The organism is Saccharothrix sp. CCNWYY140 (genome assembly GCF_037401995.1).
In the GTDB taxonomy this organism is placed as follows: Bacteria; Actinomycetota; Actinomycetes; order Mycobacteriales; family Pseudonocardiaceae; genus Actinosynnema.
Map to the genome: position 1 here is coordinate 14,155 of NZ_JBBEGC010000076.1, position 20,487 is coordinate 34,641.

Annotated in this window: 18 protein-coding genes; 8 read left to right on the forward strand and 10 right to left on the reverse strand. The window is 71.9% G+C overall.

The window, feature by feature from the left end; all coding sequences use genetic code 11:
• Positions 1-24 precede the first annotated feature (24 nt).
• Positions 25-1,596, reverse strand: coding sequence for an ABC transporter permease (locus WBN91_RS27145; RefSeq protein ID WP_337726271.1), 1,572 nt, complete (start codon positions 1,594-1,596; stop codon positions 25-27).
• Positions 1,597-1,791: 195 nt separating this feature from the next.
• Here WBN91_RS27145 and WBN91_RS27150 point away from each other — a divergent pair, with 195 nt between their 5' ends.
• A complete protein-coding gene (locus WBN91_RS27150; RefSeq protein ID WP_337726272.1) occupies positions 1,792-4,116 on the forward strand; it encodes a LuxR C-terminal-related transcriptional regulator in 2,325 nt (774 codons plus the stop codon).
• A gap of 34 nt (positions 4,117-4,150) precedes the next feature.
• Here WBN91_RS27150 and WBN91_RS27155 read toward each other — a convergent pair whose 3' ends face one another.
• The gene (locus WBN91_RS27155; RefSeq protein WP_337726273.1) at positions 4,151-4,336 is read right to left on the reverse strand and encodes a hypothetical protein; all 186 of its coding nucleotides are present in this window, start codon (positions 4,334-4,336) and stop codon (positions 4,151-4,153) included.
• Between the two features lie 171 nt (positions 4,337-4,507).
• On the opposite strand from WBN91_RS27155, the gene WBN91_RS27160 reads away from it, so the two are divergent.
• From WBN91_RS27160 to WBN91_RS27175, 4 genes are all read left to right on the forward strand, one after another.
• On the forward strand, positions 4,508-4,900 hold the full coding sequence (locus tag WBN91_RS27160; RefSeq protein WP_337726274.1) for an STAS domain-containing protein: 393 nt from the start codon (positions 4,508-4,510) through the stop codon (positions 4,898-4,900).
• A 101-nt stretch (positions 4,901-5,001) separates the two neighbouring features.
• Positions 5,002-5,382: an STAS domain-containing protein gene (locus tag WBN91_RS27165; RefSeq protein WP_337726275.1), complete on the forward strand. Its 381-nt coding sequence runs from the start codon at positions 5,002-5,004 to the stop codon at positions 5,380-5,382.
• Between the two features lie 45 nt (positions 5,383-5,427).
• On the forward strand, positions 5,428-7,263 hold the full coding sequence (locus WBN91_RS27170; protein WP_337726276.1) for a serine/threonine-protein kinase: 1,836 nt from the start codon (positions 5,428-5,430) through the stop codon (positions 7,261-7,263).
• Between the two features lie 98 nt (positions 7,264-7,361).
• On the forward strand, positions 7,362-9,908 hold the full coding sequence (locus tag WBN91_RS27175) for a tyrosinase family protein (RefSeq protein ID WP_337726277.1): 2,547 nt from the start codon (positions 7,362-7,364) through the stop codon (positions 9,906-9,908).
• Between the two features lies 1 nt (position 9,909).
• On the opposite strand, the gene WBN91_RS27180 is transcribed toward WBN91_RS27175, so the two are convergent.
• Positions 9,910-10,653 (reverse strand): class I SAM-dependent methyltransferase, encoded by a 744-nt coding sequence (locus WBN91_RS27180; RefSeq protein WP_337726278.1) that lies wholly within the window; start codon positions 10,651-10,653, stop codon positions 9,910-9,912.
• Positions 10,654-10,786: 133 nt separating this feature from the next.
• Here WBN91_RS27180 and WBN91_RS27185 point away from each other — a divergent pair, with 133 nt between their 5' ends.
• A complete protein-coding gene (locus WBN91_RS27185; protein WP_337726279.1) occupies positions 10,787-12,517 on the forward strand; it encodes a serine/threonine-protein kinase in 1,731 nt (576 codons plus the stop codon).
• On the opposite strand, the gene WBN91_RS27190 is transcribed toward WBN91_RS27185, so the two are convergent.
• Genes WBN91_RS27190 through WBN91_RS27200 form a run of 3 tightly spaced genes read right to left on the reverse strand, consistent with a single transcriptional unit; the run spans position 12,508 to position 15,756 of the window.
• Complete coding sequence (locus WBN91_RS27190; RefSeq protein ID WP_337726280.1) at positions 12,508-12,936, reverse strand: sigma factor-like helix-turn-helix DNA-binding protein; 429 nt, start codon at positions 12,934-12,936, stop codon at positions 12,508-12,510. The two genes, WBN91_RS27185 and WBN91_RS27190, sit on opposite strands and share 10 nt — an antisense overlap.
• A gap of 16 nt (positions 12,937-12,952) precedes the next feature.
• Complete coding sequence (locus tag WBN91_RS27195; RefSeq protein WP_337726281.1) at positions 12,953-14,146, reverse strand: glycoside hydrolase family 3 N-terminal domain-containing protein; 1,194 nt, start codon at positions 14,144-14,146, stop codon at positions 12,953-12,955.
• A 29-nt stretch (positions 14,147-14,175) separates the two neighbouring features.
• Positions 14,176-15,756 (reverse strand): glucuronyl esterase domain-containing protein, encoded by a 1,581-nt coding sequence (locus WBN91_RS27200; protein ID WP_337726282.1) that lies wholly within the window; start codon positions 15,754-15,756, stop codon positions 14,176-14,178.
• A 135-nt stretch (positions 15,757-15,891) separates the two neighbouring features.
• On the opposite strand from WBN91_RS27200, the gene WBN91_RS27205 reads away from it, so the two are divergent.
• On the forward strand, positions 15,892-16,680 hold the full coding sequence (locus WBN91_RS27205; RefSeq protein ID WP_337726283.1) for an alpha/beta fold hydrolase: 789 nt from the start codon (positions 15,892-15,894) through the stop codon (positions 16,678-16,680).
• Here the strand turns inward: WBN91_RS27205 and WBN91_RS27210 are convergent, their stop codons facing one another.
• The 4 genes from WBN91_RS27210 to WBN91_RS27225 form a co-directional block, all read right to left on the reverse strand.
• Positions 16,681-16,866, reverse strand: coding sequence for a hypothetical protein (locus WBN91_RS27210; protein WP_337726284.1), 186 nt, complete (start codon positions 16,864-16,866; stop codon positions 16,681-16,683).
• A complete protein-coding gene (locus WBN91_RS27215) occupies positions 16,844-17,158 on the reverse strand; it encodes a hypothetical protein (RefSeq protein WP_337726285.1) in 315 nt (104 codons plus the stop codon). The genes WBN91_RS27210 and WBN91_RS27215 overlap by 23 nt, the downstream gene beginning before the upstream one ends.
• Positions 17,155-17,658 carry a peptide-methionine (S)-S-oxide reductase MsrA gene (gene msrA / locus WBN91_RS27220; protein ID WP_337726286.1) on the reverse strand — a complete coding sequence of 168 codons (504 nt, stop codon included), beginning with the start codon at positions 17,656-17,658 and terminating at the stop codon, positions 17,155-17,157. Before msrA ends, WBN91_RS27215 begins: the two co-directional genes overlap by 4 nt.
• 97 nt (positions 17,659-17,755) lie before the next feature.
• Positions 17,756-19,144 carry an aminotransferase-like domain-containing protein gene (locus WBN91_RS27225; protein ID WP_337726287.1) on the reverse strand — a complete coding sequence of 463 codons (1,389 nt, stop codon included), beginning with the start codon at positions 19,142-19,144 and terminating at the stop codon, positions 17,756-17,758.
• Positions 19,145-19,223: 79 nt separating this feature from the next.
• On the opposite strand from WBN91_RS27225, the gene WBN91_RS27230 reads away from it, so the two are divergent.
• Positions 19,224-20,378: a trans-sulfuration enzyme family protein gene (locus WBN91_RS27230; RefSeq protein ID WP_337726288.1), complete on the forward strand. Its 1,155-nt coding sequence runs from the start codon at positions 19,224-19,226 to the stop codon at positions 20,376-20,378.
• Positions 20,379-20,487 lie beyond the last annotated feature (109 nt).

Genomic DNA, 20,487 nt, shown 5'->3' on the forward strand with positions numbered 1-20,487 from the left:
CCCGACAGCCGCCCCTTTTCCGGCTCAGCCGATCGCGCGGCGGCGCAGTCCCGCCAGGCCCGTGCCGACCAGCGCGGCGGCCAGGACCACCATGACCAGCAGCGGCGTCGCGGTGAACGGCTCGCCCGACAGCACCATCGGCAGGTTCGGGAAGGGCACGAACAGCTTCGCCACCCAGTAGTCCACGCCCAGGATCGGCCCCAGCACCTCGCCGAACAGGTTGACGAACAGGAACGTCCCCCAGCTCACCGCCACCGCCGCCCGGGGCAACACCCCGAGCACCAACACCCCGACCCCCGCCGGCACCCACACCGCCGGCACCTGGACCAGCGCGCCGCCCAACACGCCGAGCGGGTCGCCGACCACCAGCCCCAGCGCCAGCCCGGCGGCGGCCAGGACCAGCGCGGACCCGGCGAACGCGACCACCACGTGCCCGGCCGCCCAGCGCAACCGGTCCACCGGGCCGCTCAGCAGCAGCTCGGCGTGCCCGCCGGTCTCCTCCGCGCGCAGGCGGAGCAGGGCGGTCAGCGGGTAGAGGGTGGCGACGTACCCGAGGCTGAGCACGATCAGCCACAGGTAGGCGTCGGTCATGGTGGCGTCGGGGGAGGCGGTGTAGCGACGCAGGAACTCCTCGACCGCCGCACCCGTCCGCGACACCTCGGGGATCGACGCCGCGAGCGTCCCCAGAACCAGCCCCGCCACCGCGTACACCGCCACCCACACCCCGAGCAGCCGCCGCTGGAGCCGCCACGCCAGGGCGACCGGCCCGCGCAGGGTCGTCGACCCCGCCGGTCCGAGCCGCTGCGGGAAGACGCCCAGGCCGACGTCCCGACGGGCGTTGAGCACGTACGCGGCAGCGATCACCAGGCCTGCGACCAGCACGGACGGCAGCAGGGCGGCAAAGGCGTTCGTCCCGTACGGCCGGACCAGGTGACTCCAACCCAGCGGCGACAGCCACTTCAGCACGGTCACTCCCGACCCGTCGGCCAGGAACCGCAGCACGTACCCCACACCCAGCACCACCGCCGCCAACCCGACCGCCACGCCGCCCCCTTCCGCGAGCTGGGCGGTCAACGCCGCGACCCCGGCGAACACGATCCCGACCCCGGCAATCGCCGCACCGAACGCGAGCGACCCGGCGACGTCATACCCGAAGACGATCATGCCGACCGCCGTGAATACCCCCGTCGCCACCACTTCAGCCACCGTGACAGCGAGCGCCGCGGTCAACCCGGCGGCTCGCCCGACCACACCCGCGCCCACCAGTTCCGCCCGACCGGACTCCTCCTCGCGGCGGGTGTGCCGCACGACAGCCAGCACCGCCATCAGGGCCGTGACCACGTAGATCGCGTCGGCGTTCTTCCACACCGCCAGGCCCGCGACGGTTGCCGAGTGCACTTCGCCGGCGAACGCGGTCAGCGCTTTGTTCGCCGCCACTTCCCGGGCGAAGGCCGCGATGGACTCGGGGGTGGGGAAGGTCTTGGCGTACCGGCCGGCTTGACCCACGGAGAGGATCGTCAGCAGTGCGATCCACAGTGGAGCGATGGGCCGTTCCCGCCGCAGCACAAGCTTCACGAGCGTCCACGTGCCGGTCATCGTGCACCGGCTTCAAGGTATCGGCGCAGGAACAGCTCTTCCAGCGAGGCTCGACCGGCGTCAGCCACGGTGGCCCCGAACCGCGATCGCGCTGTTCATCTCTCTCCCCGAAGCAGTGGTCCAGCGCGAACGACGCTAGGCAGCCGCCGGGACCCGCGGTATCGGACATGTGTCCGGTGACGTAGGTTCGCCGACGTGCTTCGGGGGAGGGACCAGCAGCGCGTCCGCGCCTTGGTCGAGGGAGCCCGCAACGGCCACAGCGCATCCCTGGTCATCCGCACCGCTCCCGGCCCCCTCTTCCTGGACACCACAGCTCTCGACACGACCGCCGATGTCGTACCCCCGTGGGACAATGGAACCGGGGGCCGGAGGCCGCACCCCGACGTGCGGCTCCTGCGGGCGAGCGGCGTGGAATTCGAAGCCGACCTGCCCTTCGCGACCCTCCACCAGCTGCTCCGCCCCCTCCTGCCCGACGTCGACACCCTGCCCGCCCCGCAAGCCGACGCCCTCCGAGCGGCCTTCGGCCTCGCGAAACGCACGGACCTCGACCACTTCCTGGTAGGCCTGGCGACTCTGACCCTCCTGGCCGACCACGGCCCCTTGCTCTGCGTGGTCGAGGACGCCCAATGGGCCGACCCCGCCTCCCTCACCGCCCTGGTCTTCACCGCCCGCCGCCTCGACACCGAGGGCGTGGCCCTCGTGTTCACCACCACGGCCACAGGCGACGACCGTTTCGCAGCGGCCCACCTCGACGAACTGCACCTACCCCCACCATCCCACCCGACACCCACCCACACCCCGCCGACTACCTGGACACCCACCGCCCCGACACCAGCCGCCCAGCCACTCGCCGCCGCCTCACCCGCCGACACCGCACCCGCCGACACCGCGCCAGCCGCCCCGCTGCCCGCCGACGCCCCGCTGGCCGCGCGTCACACCAGCGGTTTCGGGCATGACCTGGTCCGGACGGCCCGGCACCTCGCGGCGGCGGCGACGGGACCCGACGAGAGCGCGGCGGCAGCCCTGGAAGCCGTCGCCGACCAAGCCCGCCTGCGATCGGGCACCGCCGAAGCCGCGAACGCCCTGGCCGCCGCCGCCCACCTCACCCCCGACCCGACCGACCGCATCCGCAGACTCACCGCCGCAGCCACCCTGATGGCGGACTCCGGCCACCGCGACACCGCCCGCGACCTGCTCGACCAGGCAGTACGACTGGGCGGCGACTCGCCCGGACTGGTGAACCTCCGCGCCCGAGTCGAGTTCGAGGACGGCGCTCCGGAGACAGCCTGGCGGCTACTGCTCGACGGCGGCCCCGAGTGCCTGGTGGACGCCGCCCGCGTGGCCTGGTCGGTCGGCGACGTCACCGGCCTGCGCACCGTCCGCGACCGCCTGGCCGGAGACGGGGACGGAGACAGAGACGGGGCCGGGGACGGGAACAGGGACCTGGCCGAGCTGGTCGACGGCGTGGTGGAACTGCTGGCCGGCGACCCCGGCCGAGGCTTGCGCCTGATCCGCCGGCACGCGCCCGGCCAAGGCCGTGACGACGCCGGACTGCGGATCAACGACGCCTCGCTGGCCCTGCTCTCCGGCGACCTGATCACCGCCCGCGACCTGCTGCACGTCATGGCCACCACCCTGCGCGCCCGAGGTTCCATCGGCTGGCTACCCGGCGTCCTCACGGTGCTGGCCGAAGTGGAGGCGCTGCTGGGACGGACCACCGGCACGGCAGCGGAGGCGCTGCGCATCGCCGAAGACACCGGCCGGCGCCGTCACGCCGACCACGCCCGAGGCGTCCTCGCCTGCATGGCCGCCCTGCGCGGGGAAGCGATCGACGGCCCGGGGGACTGGGGTCGGCGGGCGGTCGCGTTGTCGCACCTGGGGCACGGGAGGTTCGAAGCGGCGCTGGAACTGCTGGAGCAGGTCTCCGACCGGCCGCACGGCGTGTACTTCCTGCCCGACCAGGTCGAAGCGGCGGTCCGCGCCGGTCTACCGGGGCGTGCGCCGGTGTCCCGGTTCGCCGCCTGGGCCGAAGAATCCGGTCAACCGTGGGCCACGGCGGTACGCGAACGCTGCCTGGCGCTGGTGGCCGCGGACCCCGAACCGCACCACGTCCGAGCCGTCGACTGCCCGGACGTGCCCTACCACCAGGCCCGCAGCAGGCTCCTCTACGGCGAGTGGCTGCGCCGCGCCCGTCGCAAGACCGACGCCCGGGTCCAGTTGCGTGCCGCGCTGGACTTCTTCCACCGGGAAGGCATGCGTCCCTGGGCCGACCGGGCGCGGGCCGAGTTGCGGGCGGCCGGGGAGTCGACCGGTCCGGGGCGCGGCGACCCGTTGGCCGTGTTGACGCCGCAGGAGTTGCAGATCGTGCGGTTGGCGATGACGGGGGCGACGAACAAGGAGATCGCGGCGCACCTGTTCCTGAGCCCGAAGACCGTCAGCCACCACCTCTACCGGGCGTTCCCCAAGCTCGGCGTGACCAACCGGACCGAACTGGCGGCCCTCGACGCCCTCCGCGCCTGACCCGGTCTCAGTCGTCGCCCGCACAGCACCGCCATCACCGCGCCCGCTCGTCGGTCTCGAGGCTGGTGCGGTGTTCGGCCAGGCGGCGCTGGAAGTCCTCGATCCGGGCGGTCAGGCGGCGGAACCTCGTCGGGGTGGCCGCCGTGTCCGGGTCGTGGGGGTCGGCGTCCGGTGGGGACGCCTGGGTCGTGGCGCGGTCGTGGTCTGGGTCGTCGATCATGCAGGGGCCGCTCTACGGTGGGGACGAGGGTGGACAGGACAACCGGGGGTACCCCGACCGAACCGGGTGGAAGCGTGACGCCGGTCACAGGTTTCACCACATCGGTACAGGGTCGGCGGCCGATGATCACCCATCGGAACCGGCGTGGTGGCGTGGCATGATGGCGTGACTATGAGCGATCAGATCGAGGCCGTGGCGGAGGTCACCACGACGACCGAGTCGCGTGGTGGCGCGCTCGTGGTCCGCGTCTCCGGCGAAGTCGACATGGACACGTGCGACGAGCTCCGCGCCGCGATCGTCGAAGCGCTGCACTCCGATCCCGCCGCCCTCGTGCTCGACCTCGACGGGGTGACCGTCTTCTCCTCGATCGGCCTGTCGCTGCTCATCGAGGTCCGCCACCGCGCCGAGGCCCGCAAGATCGGGTTCGCCGTGGCCACCGACCGGCGCGCGGTGCTGCGCCCGCTCACCGAGACCGGCGTCATCGAGCTGCTCGTGCTGCGCGCGGACGTCGAGGAGGCCGCGCGAGCCGCCCTGAGCGTGGTGCTTTCCGGCGATGGCGAGTAGCTTGGGGGAAGTCAGTGGTAGAGGCCGCCACCTGATCGGGGTGGCCGAGGGTTGAGCAGACAGCCTGCACCAGCTCATCTACGCCAGGAGGCGTTGTCGTGGTGCAGGACCGTTCAAGCGCTTACCTCAGGACCGAAACCTCCGAAGTGGACCGCGTGGTCGTCGTGCGACTCGCCGGTGAGCTCGACATGGTCTCCGAGCGCGGCCCCGAGGACGAGGTCCGCGCCCGCATCGCCGCCAGACCGCCCGCCGTCGTGCTCGACCTGCGCGAGGTGACCTTCTTCGGCTCCAACGGCATCTCGCTGGTGCTCAGCGCGTGGCAGCAGGCCCGGAGCAACCAGGTCGGGTTCGCCTTGGTCGCGGACTCCCGCCCGGTGCTGCGGCCCTTGGAGGTGACCGACGTGCTCACCGTGGTGAGCGTGTTCGGCACCCTGGACGACGCCGTGGCTTCCGTGACCGACGCCTCCGTGCAGTCCGCCTAGTCCCCCGTCCGGAACCCCGCGGCCGTCGCGCGCGTCGGTCCTGGCGTGGAGGAGTTCGGGCCGTACCGCGTCGGTGAACTGCTGGGACGCGGCGGCATGGGCGAGGTGCACCGCGCGCACGACACCGCGCACGACCGGGTCGTGGCGCTGAAACGGCTGTCGGCCGAGCACCACGACGACCCCGAGTTCCGCGCCCGGTTCCGCCGGGAGGCGCGCATCGCGGCCCGGCTGCGGGAGCCGCACGTCATCCCGATCCACGCGTTCGGCGAGATCGACGGCAGGCTGTACCTGGACATGCGCCTGGTCGAGGGCCGTGACCTGGCGGAAGTGCTGCGCGACGGTCCGCTGGACCCGGCGCGGGCGGTGCGGGTCGTGACCCAGGTGGCGGGCGCACTGGACGCCGCGCACACCGACGGGCTGGTGCACCGGGACGTCAAGCCGTCGAACATCCTCGTCACGCCGGACGACTTCGTGTACCTGGTCGACTTCGGCATCGCACGCAGCGTCCTGCCCGGCACGGGTCACCTGACCGCGTCCGGTGCGGTGGTGGGGACGTTGGACTACATGGCGCCCGAGCGGTTCGGTGACGGTCCCGTGGACGGGCGGGCGGACGTCTACGCGCTGGCTTGTGTGCTGTACGCGTGCGTGACCGGCGGGCGACCGTTCGAGGCCGACAGCGCGGCGGCTTTGATCTGGGCGCACTTGCAGCAGGCCGCGGTGCCGCCGTCGTCGCGGAACCCGGCTGTGCCGCGGGCTTTGGACGAGGTGATCCGGCGCGGGATGGCGAAGGCGCCCCGGGACCGCTTCCCGACCGCCGGCGCTCTTGCATCCGCCGCCGCAGCCGCACTCGCCACCACGCCACCAGCCGCCGCGCCCGGCACCACTCCACCGGCTTCTGCGCCCGGCACCACCCCACCAGCGGCTTCGTTCGGCAGCGCGCCACCGGCGGTCTCGCTCGGCACTGCGCCACCGGCGGGCTCGCGAGGCACCGCCCCGCTCGCGCCGACTGCCGTGTCCGCCGCGCCGAGGGCTGCCGCTGCGCCGTTGGCCGCGCCGAGGGCAGCCGCTGCGCCGTTGGCCGCGCCGAGGGCAGCCGCTGCGCCATTGGCCATGCCGAGGGCTGCGCAGGGCCGGCCTCCGGCCCCCGACACCATTCTCCCACCACCCACCGACAATTCCGGCCGACCGCCCCTTCGCAGATCCCCGGCGGCATTCGTCGCTGCGGCGGTTGCGTTGGCGTTGGTGGCGGTGGTGCTGGTGTGGGTTGTGGACTGGAAGGGGGGTGATCGGGTCGCAGGGTCCGGCACCACCGGCCCGACGACCACCAGCGCGAAGACCACCACTGCGAAGTCGTCGGCCGCGAGCACGACCACGCCCACCACCGCAGCCACCGACGAACGTGCCGCAGCACTGCTCGCCGTGCTCCCGGAAGCCTTCCGCGGCAACCCGACCTGCAAGCCCGCCCCACCCGCCGCCGCGGGGATCGCCGCCACCGTCACCTGCACCGCCGCCAACTCCCGCCACTACCGCTTCCCACCCCCCGACCAAGCCACCTTCCACCTGTTCGCCGACCGCGCCGCCCAGGACACGCACTTCCTGCGCCTTGTCGAGGACAACGGCATCCCGCGCGACGACGAGTTCGGCGGTTGCCGGCCCAAGACCCGGCCCGCGCACTACGCCCTCTACTACCGCAGCACCAGCGGTCCGGTGCCGGGGGAGTTCACGACGTGCTTCGTGGCGGACGGGGTCGGGCAGGTCTGGTGGGTGGACACCCGCACCACCACGACCGGCGTGCTGCGCGCCGCCGGCGCCACCAACCCGGACGCCCTCGACACCCTCGGCTACTGGTGGAACACCATGATCCTCACGACCCTGCCCTGACACGGAACACAGAACACGCAACACGGAACCATCACGACCGGTATCAAGCCGCGCCCCCGACCGTCCGGGTCAGTACCCGACGAACCAAGGGGGCGGCCATGTCCGTCAGACGCAACTTCGCGCACCTCACCCCGGCCGAGCGGCAGGCCTACGTCGACGCCGTGCTCCAAGCCGACCTGCACGCCTTCGCCGACGGCGTGTCCTACTGGGACAAGCAGGACCAGATCCACCAGTCCACCCACAACCACGACGGCAACTCGTTCCTGCCGTGGCACCGCGAGCTGGTCAACCGCTACGAAGCCCTGCTCCAGCAGTCGAACCCGGACGTCGCCCTGCACTACTGGGACTGGACCGAGGACCCGACCGCCGCCTCCGACGGGCAGGGCGGCACGGTCGACCTCTCCACCCACCTGGGCACGATGAACGGCCTGCTGGACGGCGACCTCGCGGCCGTGCACAACGGCGACGACCCCACCGGCAGCCGCGACGTGACCGGAGACCCCGCCGACCCGCCGCAGGCCGTCGAACGGTCGTGCGCGGGTGGTGCGCCGCCGGTCGCGGCCGATGCCACGATCCTCGCGAGCGGGGACGGTGACCCGCAGGCCCAGCAGTGGACCGCGTTCCGTCAAGCCCTGGAGGTCGCCCACGACAACATCCACGGCTACATCGGCGGTGACATCGGGGCGTTGCACCAGGCCTTCGAGGACCCGTTCGTGTTCCTCCTGCACAGCAACGTCGACCGTCTCTTCGCGATGTGGCAGGCCCAGCCCGGCCACGACTGGCGGCTGGACCCCGCCCAGGTCTACGGCGACCAGTCCGCGACCGCCGACGACAAGGGCATCCTGCACTCCCTCCAACCGTGGGACGGGACGGTGCAGTTCGGATCGCCCATCGAACCGTGGGTGGGTGCGTCGCCGGAGATCGAGGTGAAGAACAGCCGTGACGCGTCCGTGGTCCGCCCGCCGTGTTACGACACGCTCCCGCTGACCGTCGAGCAGATCACCGCGGACCCGATCGCGTTCATCGACGTCGTGGAGCACCTGCCCACCGCGCGGGCGTTCCGGGTGCGGGTGCGCGGCTGTCGCCCGGTGACCGCGACCGCGTCGGTGACCGGACCGTTCACGTTGCAGGCGAGCGAGGTCACCCTGCCCGAGCCCGCCGGGTTCGTGGTGCGGGACCTGCTGGTGTGGGTGCTGTTCACGCCCGGCGACGCGGGCAGCGCCGCCAACGGCACGCTCACCGTGACCATCGCCGAGACCGGTGACGAGTTCAGCGTCGGCATCACCGCCACCGTCGTCGCGAACCCGACCGTGGGCACGTCCCTGGTGCTGGACCGGTCGGGCAGCATGGCCTGGGACTCCGGTGTCCTGGCCAAGACCCGCATGGAAGTCCTGCACGACTCCGCACCGTTGTTCGTCACCCTCCTCGACGCCACGGACGGCGTGGGCGTGGTCCGCTTCGACACCGACGCGGCCGAAGCCGAACCCGTCCAGGAAGCCGGACCCATGATCGGCGGCGCGGGCCGGGCGGACGCGCTGGCCGCCATCGCCGCCACCGCCACCGATCCCACCGGCAACACCGCGATCGGCGACGGCCTGGAAGCGGCGGCGGCACAACTGACCCTGGTCACGGGCGACTACGACAGCACCGCGACCGTCGTCTTCACTGATGGCCACGAGACCGCCGACAAGACCATCGCGGCGGCAGCGACCTCGGTCAACAGCCGGGTCTTCGCCGTGGGCCTAGGCACCGCGGACCAGCTCAACCCGGGCGCGTTGTCGGACATCTGCAACGGCACCGGCGGTTTCGTGCTGCTGACCGGCAACCCCGGCCCCGACGACCAGGTGCTGCTCCAGAAGTACTTCGCCCAGGTGCTGGCCGGCGCGACGAACGCGGCGGTCGTGGTCGACCCGGACGGTTTCGTGCCGCCCGGCGGCAAGGCGGTCGTGCCGTTCCGCCTGACCGCGGCGGACATCCGGGCGGACGTGCTGGTGCTCAGCGACTTCGCCCGCGCCATCCACGTCGAACTGGTGCCGCCGAACGGTTCCGTCACGCCGGTGGAGGTCGTCACCGACACCTACCGGGTGCTGCGCTTCCAGCCCGTCGAGGGGGAGTGGCTGGCGGTGTTGACCGTGGACGACCGGGAGCTGACCCGCTGGGTGCGGGCGTTCACGGCCCGGGTGGAACGGTCGAAGCGCAAGCACGCCAAGGAGGTCGTGCGGCGGGTGGTGGCGGGGCTGAAGGTGCACGGGGTGCCTTACAGCGTGAGCGTGCAGGCCCGGAGCGCGTTGAACTTCACCGTCAGCCTGAGCCAGGCGTCCCGTCTGCCGGGCACACCCGGTGACCTGCGGGCGACGCTGACCGACAGCGGAATCCCGTTGGCCCACAGCGCTTCCGTGCAGGCCACGGTCACGACCCCAGCCGGGCATACCTCGACCGTGGTGCTCGAATCGGCGGAGGACGGTGTCTACACGGCGTCCATCCCGACGACGACCGCAGGCGTGTACCGGGTGTTGGTGCGGGCGCAAGGCGCGGACCTGCGCGGGACCCGGTTCACCCGGGAGGAGCTGCGGACCTTGGCGGTGTGGGCGCGCGGCGACGACCAACCACCCCTGGTCCTCGACCCGTGCGTGAAGCCCTGCTGAGTCAGACGGGTTGCTTGACGTAGGTCGAGATGTGGGAGCGGGAGTCGGCGGTGAACGGGGCACCGGACCAGTCCGCGTGCCTGCTCTCCAGCGTGAAACCGGCCAGCCGCGCCATCAGGTCCAGTTCGGCGGGCCAGATGTAGCGGTGGGGGCTGCGGGCCAGGGTGGCCTCGCGGCTGTCGTCGGTGAAGTGGAAGTGGTGGGAGGTCACGTGTTGGTTCAGCACGTCGTAGGTGTCCAGGCCGATGTAGCCGGGCACGGACTGCCACACCGTGGCCTCGCGGCCCGGCGGTAGGGCGCGCAGTTCCGGCACCCACAGCTCGATCACGAAACGGCCGCCCGCGGGCAGGTGGCGGGCGGCGTTGTGGAAGCACTCGACCTGCTCGTCCTGGGTGAGCAGGTTGGAGATCGTGTTGTAGACCAGGTAGACCAGGGTGAAATCGCCCGGCACGACCGTGGTGGCCATGTCGCCGACCTCGACCGGGAGCGTGTACTCGTCGGCTTTCTCCCGGAGCCGGGCGATCATCGCGGTCGACAGTTCGATGCCCGTCACCGGCACACCGCGTTCGGCCAGGGGGATCGCCACCCGGCCCGTGCCGACCGCGAACTCCAGCGCCCGGCCGCCGCCCGCCAGGTGGGCGAGGCGCTCGACGGTGGGGTTCAGGACTTCGGGGGCGAACATGCCGGTGCCGGGGGTGTCGTAGCTCTTCGCCGTCTCGGCGTCCCAGATGTCCTCTTGGCGCATGGACCCGATCCTGCTGCCGGCCCCACCACACCGTCCAACGGTTATCGGCTTGGCCACAAGCGGTCAGGGGCGGGCGGGGTGGTGCGATGATCACTACCGTTCCAGTGGGAACGCAGACCTAGGGGGACATCGGATGACCGCCGGATTCGCGCCGCTCACGGCCGACGACCCGACCGAGGTCGGCGGCTACGAGCTGCGGGCCCGCATCGGGGTGGGCGGCATGGGGCGGGTGTACCTCGCGTTCACGCCCGGTGGTCGGGCGCTGGCGGTCAAGGTCGTCCGGTCCGAGCACGCCGAGGACGAGGAGTTCCGGCGGCGGTTCCGGCAGGAGGTCGACATCGCCCGCCGGGTCCAGGGCCTCTACACCGCGACCGTCGTGGACGCCGACACGGAGGCCGCGGTGCCGTGGCTGGCCACCTCCTACGTGTCCGGGCCGTCCGTGCGCCAGGCCGTCGCCGACCACGGACCGCTGCCGCTGCCCACGGTGTTCCGGCTGCTGGCGGGCGCGGCCGAGGGGCTGTCGGCGATCCACGCCTGCGGGCTGGTCCACCGGGACCTGACCCCGGCCAACGTCCTGCTCGCCGACGACGGCCCCCGCGTGATCGACTTCGGCATCGCCCACGCCGCCGCCGCGACCTCGCTGACCCGCACGGGCGTGCAGATCGGCACCCCCGCGCTGATGGCCCCCGAACAGGTCCGCGGCAAGCCCGCGAGCCGCGCCACCGACGTGTTCGCCCTCGGCCAGCTCGCCGTGTTCGCCGCCACCGGCCACACCGCGTTCGGGGAGGGCAACCCGGACGCCCTGTTCTACCGCATCCTCAACGAGCCGCCGGACCTCGACGACTGCCCGCCCGAGCTGCGCCCCATCGCGGAGCGCTGCCTGGCCAAGAACCCCGACGACCGGCCCGAGCTGACCGAGGTCATCGAGTACGCCCGCGCCCAGACCCACGGCCAGACCGTGCTGCGGACCACGGAATCCTGGTTACCTGAGGACCTGGTCACCGCCCTGGTGGCGTTCGACCCCTCGGCCTACCAGCGGACCGCCGTCGAGCCGCCCCAGCCGCGCGTGCCCACCGCCGTGTTACCTCCGCCGGGCGGCTCCAACAAGGGTTCGCTGATCGCCGCGCTCGTCGGCTCGGCGTTGGCCGTGGCGACCATCGCGACGGTCCTCGTGATCGGTCCCGGCGAGATCCTCGGCGGGGACTCGGGCGGCTCGCCGACGACGACCACCTACCGGGCCGAGACCGCCGGTCTGGGCGCGACCGAGACGACCACCCGCGAGTGGACCACGACCTACGACCCCCCGACGACGACCACCACCACCGAGGCCTTCGACCCCACCGACCTGGACTCGCAGACCACCGACGACACCCCGCAGACCACCGGCGCCCTGCTCGCCGACAGCTTCACCGCGGGCGGCCGGACCTACACCTTCGAGGCCGGGTCCGACAACGTCACCTGCTACGCCCCGGCGCAGACCGACCAGGCCCGCCGCGCCCTCGACGAGCACGACTGCGTCGGCGCGACGACCGGCGCGTACGTCAGCGACGACGGCACGGTCCTGGTCAGCGTCAAGGTGTTCGCGTTCAAGGACAAGGCGACCGCCGACAACGTCTACGCGGCGATCCGCGACTTCAACACCGGCGACCTGGGCTACATCTGCCCGCAGGAGGGCCGCGGGTCCGAGCCGTGCGACACCTCCGAGAACGGCATGATGCACGGCTGGACCGGGTCCCGTCACCGGTACGTCGTCAACACCGTCGCCACCTACGTGGACCTCCACAACAACCCCGGCGACGACGCGGTGCTGAAGGAAGCCTCCGAAGCTGGCCTCATGAGCGCCGGTCCGCAGAACTACCGCTGAGACCGCAGCGCGCGGGCGATCCGGTCGCGGACGGTCGACTCGCGCCAGCCCAGGTGGGCGGCGATCTCGTGGTCGGGCAGCTCGGCGTAATAGCGCAGCACCACCGCCGCCCGCTGCTTGCGCGGCAGGCCCGCGAGGCGGTGCACGACGTCCGGGCCGGTCCGGGGCGCGAACCGCCGCCGCCACGACAGGTACTCGGCCACGACCAGCCGCCGGACGCACGCGTGCGGCTCGTCGGTCCGCGCGATCCGGTCCCACTGCCCGTACGCCCGGCACAGCGCGTCGCGCACCAGGGCCTCGGCCGTCCCCGACCGGCCGGTCAGCGCGGTCGCCAACCGCACCAGCGGCGCCGACTGCCAGGTCACGTACTCGGAGAACTCCACGCCCTGGAAACGGTCCAGCCACCCGATCTGCTGCACGCGCCGCGCAAAAAAGTCAGCAAGCGCCCTTCATGGCCAACACGCGCTTCACGGCCTCGTCGACCCGCGCGGCGGGCAGGGTCCCGGCCGCCACGGACGCCTCCAGGTGGTCCAGCACCTGGCCGGTCCGGCCGCCGGTGGACCACAGCGCGATGTCCGCGCCCGCCGCCAGCGCCTGCCGCACCGCCTCGGGCAGGTCCACCCGGTCGGTGACCGCGCGCATCGCGCCCAGGTCGTCGGTCATCGCGGTGCCGGTGAACCCGAACTCGCCGCGCAGCAACGCGTACGCCTGCGGGCTCAGCGTCGCCGGGAGCCCGTCGGTCAGGCCGGGGACGTCGATGTGCCCGAGCATCACCGCGACCGGCCCGTACCGCCCGATGTCGCGGTAGGGCAGCAGGTCGGCCCGGAGCAACGCGTCCAGCGGAGGGGCGGTCACCGCGCCCTGGTGGGAGTCGCCGCTGGTGTTGCCGTGGCCGGGGAAGTGCTTGAGCACCGGCATGGTGCCCGCGTCCCGCAGGCCCTCGGCGAAGGCCTGGGCGTAGGTGGCGGCGATGGCCGGGTCGGCGCTGAAGGACCGGTCGCCGATGACGGTGTTGTCCGGCTGGGCGCTGACGTCGAGCACGGGCGCGATGTCCATCGTCACGCCCCGGTTGCGCAGGGCGGTCGAGCGGTCGCGGGCCAGGGCGCGGACCTGCTCGGGGGACATGTCCCGCGCCATGCGCCGCGCGCTGGGCATGTCCCCGTCGAGCATCTCCACGCGCTGGACCCGGCCGCCCTCGTCGTCCACGGCGACCACCAGCGGGATCGTCGCCGCGCCCCGCACGGCCTCCAGCCCGCCGGTGAGCAGCCCGGTGGCGTCGCCGCCGATGAAGATCGCCCCGACCTGCTCGGACCGCACCAGGTTCAGCGCGTCCTCGGGGCCGCGCGGGTCCACGCCGACCATCACCAGCTGGGCGAGCTTGGGGCGCAGCGGGAGCGAGGCGGCCTTCACCGCGCACGGGTCCGGCGGGGGAGTGGTGGTGGTCACCGTCGTGGTGGTCTCGGACGTCGTGCTGACCGGCGCGGCCTGGGGCCGGCCGGGCACGGCGTCGTCGGAGCCGGTGCAGGTCACCAGGGCGGCGAGCAGGGCCCCGACGGCCGCGAACACCAGGAGTGTCCTGGTCACCGCCGTGGGGCCGCCGCGACGCCTGCTCGACCACTCCTCCGGCACCCACCCAACCTACGACACCGGCCGACGCCCTACCGGACGGAGCAGCCCGGTGTGAGCCCCGTCCCGCTGCCCGTGCCCTGGAAACCGAACTCGGTGGACGCTCCCGCGCCCAGAGACCCGTTGAACGACACGTTCGTGAACTCCACCGCCCCGCTGTTGCCGCTGCGGTTGGCGTTCCACGCGTTGGTGATCGAGGCGCCCGCCGGCAGGGTCACCGCCACCGCCCACCCCGTGATCGGCGAGGACCCCGCCGTCACCCGGACCGTGGCGACGAAACCGCCGGTCCACTGGTTGACCGACACCGACGCGGAGCAGCCGCCCGGCACCGACGTGGTCGTCGTGGTTGTGGTCGTGGTGCTGGTCGGGCCGTCGGTCAACGTGGGCGTCTGCCAGTCCTTCCACTCCGCCAGCGACCCGGCCTTGCGGCTGGAGACGCGGAACACCCCGGTCGTCCCACCGGTCTTGAGCAGGAACTTCTGGATGTTCTGCTGCATCGGCGCCCGCCACTCCGGCCGGGAGGCGCAGTGCGTGCCGTCCTGGACGTCCGACCAGTAGCTGATGTTGTCGCCGACCCCGAGCGCCTTGTAGACCTCGGCCCCGGTCAGCGACGCCACGCTGCCCGACCGGGCGCTGAGCCAGTCGATGTGCGGGTTGTCCATGACGAACAGCCCGCGCGGGGCGATCATGCCGATCACCTGGTGGGTGTCCACCGGCAGGGTGCCCGGGTTGCCGGTGAACGCGGAGAACGCGTCACCCAGCCACGGCTGCTCCCCGTAAGCGCTGCTCAACGGCTGCGACCCGCTCTCGCCCGGTATGGCCCGGAACGCCGGCACCCCGCCGCTGCCCGACTCCACCGGCATGGTCAGCGCGATCCGCTGGTCGAACGCCCCGATCGCGAACGCCGCCTTGCCGTAGCGCGAGCACCCGGTCACACCGGTCGCGTCCGCCTTGAGCACCGTGCCGCCGGACTGCTCGACCACGTCGATGATCCGGCTCACGCCCCACGCCCACGCCGCCAGCAGCCCGGTGCTGCTGGAGGACCCGTAGACGCTGTAGAACGCGCCCTGCTTGTTGTTGCGCGCGGTGCCCTCCTTGCCCACCGCGAGCGGGTCGTAGTTGATCACCGCCGCGCCGGAGGCCTTGATGGTGGCGGTGTCCGCGCCGAGCCCGCCCACGACCACCACCGCCGGGAACGGGCCGGTCCCGCCGGGCAGTTCGACGCGGGCGGAGAAGCTCGCGCTGCGGCCGTTGTGGGAGACGTTGACCGTGATGGACGAGTTGGTCACGGTCCCGGTGACACCCGTCGGCTTGCCGGGCTTGTCGCCGTAGATGTACCGCTCCGCCAGTTCCCGGGTCTGCGCCCGGTGGCAGCGCCAGTCGGCCCGACTGGAGATCCGCGTCCCGTCGAGCCGCTTGAACGGGTCGGGCAGTTTGGCGTTCGCGGTCAGCGAGCCGGGCACGCTCACCGCGCAGTCCGCGCCGTCGTCCTCGACGCCGGCGGCGACCACGTCGGTGTTCGCCACGGCGGTGAGCGCGCCGACGAGCGCGAGGACGGACACCGCCGGCAGGACAAGAGTCGACCGGGCCTTCGCGCGGCCCGAGCTGGTCATCACCAGAGCACCCCTTCCGGGTCGGTGGGCGGCGGTGTCGGTCTAAAGTTTCGAGTTGCTAATCGAAACATGTCAAACATGCGTCTCACCTGGGCAAGTCCTGCTAAAGATGAAGACCGCACAAGGAGGTTCGTCATGCCGCACACCCGCGCCGCGGACGGCACGAAGATCGCGTTCGACGTCGTGGGCGACGGTGACCCGCTGCTGCTGCTCAGCGGACAGGCCAACTCGCGGCACTGGTGGGACCCGATCCGCTCCGACTTCGCCGCTGCGTACCGGACCATTGCGCTGGACGCGGTCGGCACGGGCGAGAGCGACGAGCCCGCAGACGGTCGGTACTCGATCGCCCGGTTCGCCGAGGACGTCCTCGCGGTGCTGGACGAGCTGGAAGTGCCGCGCGCCCACATCTACGGCACGTCGATGGGCGGGCGGATCGCGCAGCGGATCGCCGTGGAGCACCCGGACCGGGCCGGCGCACTGGTGCTGGGCTGCACGTCACCGGGCGGCGCGGGCGCGCTGGTCGCCGCGCCGGAGGTGGTGCGTCCGCTGGCGCTGTCCAAGCGGCAGGCGCGGGAAGCGTTGCTGGACCTGATGTTCACGCCTGCCTATGTGCGCGACCACGTCGGTCCGTACCACGTCCTGGGCGACCCGGACATGTCGTTGGTCGCGCGCCGGGGCCACAAGCGGGCCAGCGACGCGCACGACGCGTGGGAGGAGCTGGGCCGGATCACCGCGCCCACGCTGGTGCTGCACGGCTCGGCGGACCTGTTCAGCCCGGTGGGCAACGCGGAACGCCTGGCCGAGCGCATCCCCGGCGCGGAGCTGGTGGTCCTGGAGGGCGCCCGGCACGCGTACTTCGAGGAGTTCCGCGCCCAGGCGACCCCGCCGGTCCTGGACTTCCTGGCCCGCCACCCGCTGACCTGATCAGGTCAGGATCGCGGGCCCCAGCCGCAGCACACCGTCGTCCAGGGGCATGCACCGCATCCCGCCCCGGCCCCGCAACCCGCGCATGGCGCCCGGCCCGAGCACGGCGTCCATCCACGCGCACGGGTTGGCCGGTCGGTGGGTCTCGAAGCGCACGGGACCGTCACCGGAGTCCAGGGTGAACACGCGCGAGCCCGTTCACGTCGAACCCGCGCAACACGATGTTGCGCCGCACCAGCAGCGGGTCCAGGTCGGCGCCCAGCTCGTCGAGCGCCTCCGCCGCGAACACGGTGACGGCGGCGTTGCGGTGCGCGGGGTGGTTGAAGTACCGGTCGCCGACCAGCCCCAAGCCCGCCCGCACCACGACGTGGTCGCGCGACACCGGCTCCGGGTCGGGGCGTGGTCCGTCGGCGGGCCGACCTTCGTAGGCGTGCACGGGCGACACGTGCAGCGCCACGACCTCGACCGGCGTGCTCACCGCTCGCCGAGCTGCCATTCCGGCCGGACGTAGTGGCAGGTGTACCCGTTCGGGTAGCGCTCCAGGTAGTCCTGGTGCTCCGGCTCGGCCTCCCAGAAATCACCCGCCTGGGCGACCTCGGTGACGACCTTGCCGGGCCACTTGCCGGACGCGTCCACGTCGGCGATGGTCGCCTCCGCCACCCGCTTCTGCTCGTCGCCGTCGTAGAAGATCGCCGAGCGGTAGCTGGTGCCGATGTCGTTGCCCTGGCGGTTGCGGGTCGTCGGGTCGTGGATCTGGAAGAAGAACTCCAGGATCTGCCGGTAGCTCAGCTGCGCGGGGTCGTAGACGATCTCGATCGCCTCGGCGTGCGTGCCGTGGTTGCGGTAGGTGGCGTTCGGCACGTCACCACCGCTGTAACCCACCCGCGTGGACACGACACCGGGGTGCCGGCGGAACAGGTCTTGCATCCCCCAGAAACACCCGCCCGCGAGGACGGCCTTCTCGGTGACAGTGGCCATGATTGGTCGCTCCGCTCCTAGATCCGATACCTGCTCGAATGAACGCTCTCACGCGGTCCCGTCATCCCGACAGCGCTGTGACGATGTTCCCTCCCGGTCATACCGCGAGGGTCGGCAGCACCGGGGCACCGGGCGGTTCCGAGGCGAAGCGTCGCCAGGCTTCCACCAGACCCGCCACCGCCCGCGAGATGACCTCCGGTTCGGCCACGAACGGCAGGCGCAGGCGGTCCGTGCTGCCCCCGGAGGCGTCCAACGCGGCCCCTGGGAGTACTGCTACGCCCTGCCGCAGGGCGACCTGCGCGAACGCGGCGGCGTGCGTGCCCGGCAGCCGCACCCACAGCGTCTGGCCGCCTGTGGCGGGCTCGAACTCCCACTCCGGCAACTCCTTGCGCAGCAATGCGCACAGATGGTCATGGCTGGCCTTGAGGTGCGCCACCCGCGCCCTGCGCACAGGCTCGAAGTCGCGCAGCAGCTCCACGGCCGCCAGCTGGTCCAACACCGCACTACCCAGGTCGTGCACCGCCTTGAACCGACCCAGGCGGGCGATCATGGAGGGCTTGGCCCGGATCCAGCCGACCCGCAGACCACCCCACACCGACTTGCTCAGGGACCCGACCGTGATGACGGACGACAGTGCCGGAAGCGCCGGCGCGCCCGTGAAGTCCAGGTCGGCCAGCACGTCGTCGAACACCACCGGGACGTCCCCAGCCACCCGCGCGAGCCTCCGCCGTTCCAACGAGCTCAGTGAGACACCCGTCGGGTTGTGGAACGACGGCACCGCGTAGACCAGCGCCGGACGGCGGTGGGGGAGCGCGTCGGCCAGGCCGCCGGGCGGGGCGTGGGTGATCACGGCGGCGGCTTCGCGGAACAGGTCCAGGGCACCGGGATAGGTCGGAGCCTCGACCAGCACCTCGTCGCCAGGTGCGACCAGCGCCCGCGTGACCAGCGCCAGGGCCTGCTGGGCACCGTTGGTCACCAGGACCTCTTCAGGCGTGGTGGGCGTGCCCGACAGCGTCATATGGGTGGCCAGGGACGACCGCAGCGCCGGGTGGCCCAACGGGTGATAACCCAGGTCCTCCTCAGGCAGCCGGGACAAGGCGCGATGGTGCGCTTCGACCAGCTCCACGGGCGGGCGCATCGGCCCGGCACAGGCGAACTGGAGGACGTCGTCCGGCGGTTCCATCAGGTTGACCAGCATCGGGTTGGCCGTCTCGGTACGAGCCGAGGCCGGTCCACGATGCGGAACCCACGTGCCACTGCCACGCCGCCGGGTCAGACGACCTTCCTGCCGCAACAGGTCGTAGGCAGCCACCACAGTCGTCCGCCCAACCGCAAGCCCCGCCGCAAGCCCTCGATCCGGTGGGAGCAACGTGCCCCCCGGCAGCCGCCCTTCGTCGATCAACTCCCGCAACCGCGACGCCAACAACAGGTACAACGACCCACGCCCAGCGGACCACCGCCCCAGCGTGCCAACCAGCTCGTCCACGGAGATTGGCCTCACAAGCAGACCAATCTAGCCGAATTGGCTCTCAACGCGAACCAATCACGGCTCCAAGATCGTCCCCATGCGCCCAGAAACCCGAGTCGTCCACACCGCCTTCCCGGACTTGGCAGGCAGCCGCCCCCTGGCAGTGCCACTGCACCAAACCTCCGGCTTCGCCTTCACCGACCTGGACACCTTCGCCGACGCCATGACCAGGCCCGACGGTGCCTTCGTCTACACCCGCCTGGGCAACCCGACCGTGCGCACCCTGGAACACGCGATCGCGGACCTCGAAGGCGGGGCAGCCGCACTGGCCACGTCATCGGGCATGGGCGCGATCAACGCAGTCCTGCTGGCCACCCTCTCCGCAGGCGACCACGTAATCGCCCAACGAAGCCTGTACGGCGGCACCCACGCCCTCCTGCACGACTTGACCCAACGCTGGGGCATCGAAGTCACCTTCATCAGCGGCCACGACCCCGATGAGATCCGCACCGCCCTACGCCCCAGCACCCGCGTCCTGTACTTGGAGACGATCTCCAACCCAACAGGTCACGTCAGCGACCTACCGGCCCTGGCAGCGGCAGCAGGAGACGCCCTGGTAGTCGTGGACAACACCTTCGCTTCTCCCTTGCTATGCCGCCCGATCGAACACGGCGCAGACGTAGTAGTGCACTCGACCACGAAGTACCTGGGCGGCCACAGCGACGTAACCGGCGGCATAGCCGTCTTCGCCAACCCAGACCACCACCGCCGAACGTGGCAGCACGGAATCGAACTGGGCGTAACCCCCGACCCCTTCGCCGCATGGCTAACCCTCCGAGGCTTGCGCACTTTGGCCCTACGCATCCGCCGCCACGAGGACAACGCAGCCCTACTAGCCACCCGCCTGTCCAGCCACCCATCAGTACAAGCAGTCCACTGGCCCGGCCTCCCCCAACACCCCAGCCACACCCTGGCCACCAAGCTGCTGGACGGCTTCGGCAGCACCTTCTCCTTCGACCTGACCGACAGGGCAGCAGGCGAGTCCTTCGTAACCCGCTTGCAGTTGGTCCACCTAGCCCCGTCCTTGGGCGGAACGGAAACTCTGGTCCTGCACCCAGCCTCGACGTCCCACCGACAACTAGACGAGGCGGAGCTGAACGCAGCCGGCATCACCGGCGGCACAATCCGCCTCTCGGTAGGCATCGAACACCCAGACGACCTCTGGACAGACATCTCCCGCGCACTCACCTAACCCACCCCACCCGACGCGCGCAGCGCGGGGTACTTCGGCGGAGCCGGCAAGCGGCAGTCCACCGAGGAGGACACAGCGCAACTTGGGCTTCTTGCTTGTGTCATCCCCG